Genomic DNA, 1,106 nt, shown 5'->3' with positions numbered 1-1,106 from the left:
GAAGCGATTGGGGCTGATTTTCCCTGAGCCACGCATCATCAAAACCACGCGCTTTGCTCAGCGTGCTATGCCGGCGCTGGCGGTATTCAGTGTGGCGTGGCAGATGTCGTTAGGCGGCGGAAACAACATGGCGATGGCTGTGATAGTGGGGCTTTTTGCACTGAGCCTGCCGATTCAAGGGCTATGGTGGCTGGGAAAACGCGCGCATACGCCGTTGCCGCCAGCGTTAACCAGCTGGTATCGCGACATCTATGACAAGATGCGCTCAGGTGGTATGGCCTTAATGCCGGCAGTGGCTAAGCCGCGCTACCAAGAGCTGGCCGATCTCCTAAACCGTGCCTTTAAAAAGCCGGAGTGGCAAATTCTGCTCGATGAGCTGTAACCTTGCCGGATGTGAGCCCAGATATGAGCCAAACATGAGCAAGCGGCGTGCTGAATAGTCGTGCTAAGTCATTGATAAGCAGTAAATAAGTACGTACTAATCCGTAGGGGGAGTACGTGCGAGTATTGGGCTGCTGGATTGATGACTTGGCTGATTACTTTAATGCGGATTATGTAAATGTAGTGGCGTTCAGCACGGCAACTTTGTTGTTTTATGCAGTTTGTTTCTGTTTTGTGTTTATTTTCTGTCTGTTTTATGTTTTTAGACAAAATTTACTGCATACTTATGCGCTTCGCGCTGCATGTCCCTTGTCCCTTCGCTTCCCTGTAGGTCTTTTTACGTCGTGAATACACATTGGTGTTTTCCGTTGTGTTGCTTATGATTAATAGCTGTAACGTGTCAGCTATTATTTATTGCACCGAAATGCCCGATAAATGACCTTACGTTCAAGAATTGCGTTGCGAAAATAAACGAGTTGTTTCAATTTTCATCATTATTTTTATTACGACTTTGTCAGAACAGAATGACTTATCTGACATATTGATCTGCGCGAGGGAATGTTATTTTCGCGCAGAGAATAAAAAGGTGGTTTAAATCAAAAAAATATTTTCGCTAGCGTGTTACTTTTTATTTCAAAGATATTTCTTCACTGCTGTTTTGTTGAATCGATACAGCTATTAGGAAATCTCTTTTAATCGCGAAATAAATTGCGGAACGTGCGGAG

1 protein-coding gene is annotated in these 1,106 nt (G+C 44.9%); it reads left to right on the top strand.

The window, feature by feature from the left end; translation table 11 throughout:
* Positions 1-382 (top strand): terminus macrodomain insulation protein YfbV (yfbV, locus tag ACRC27_RS00545; RefSeq protein ID WP_438638834.1); only part of this gene is annotated, 382 nt, incomplete at its 5' end.
* Positions 383-1,106 lie beyond the last annotated feature (724 nt).

It is taken from the genome of Plesiomonas sp. (genome assembly GCF_051650925.1).
Taxonomy (GTDB): Bacteria; Pseudomonadota; Gammaproteobacteria; order Enterobacterales; family CAMTGL01; genus Plesiomonas.
The sequence above is the reverse complement of the archived record's forward strand: the minus strand, read 5'-3'. Positions and strand labels throughout refer to the sequence as shown.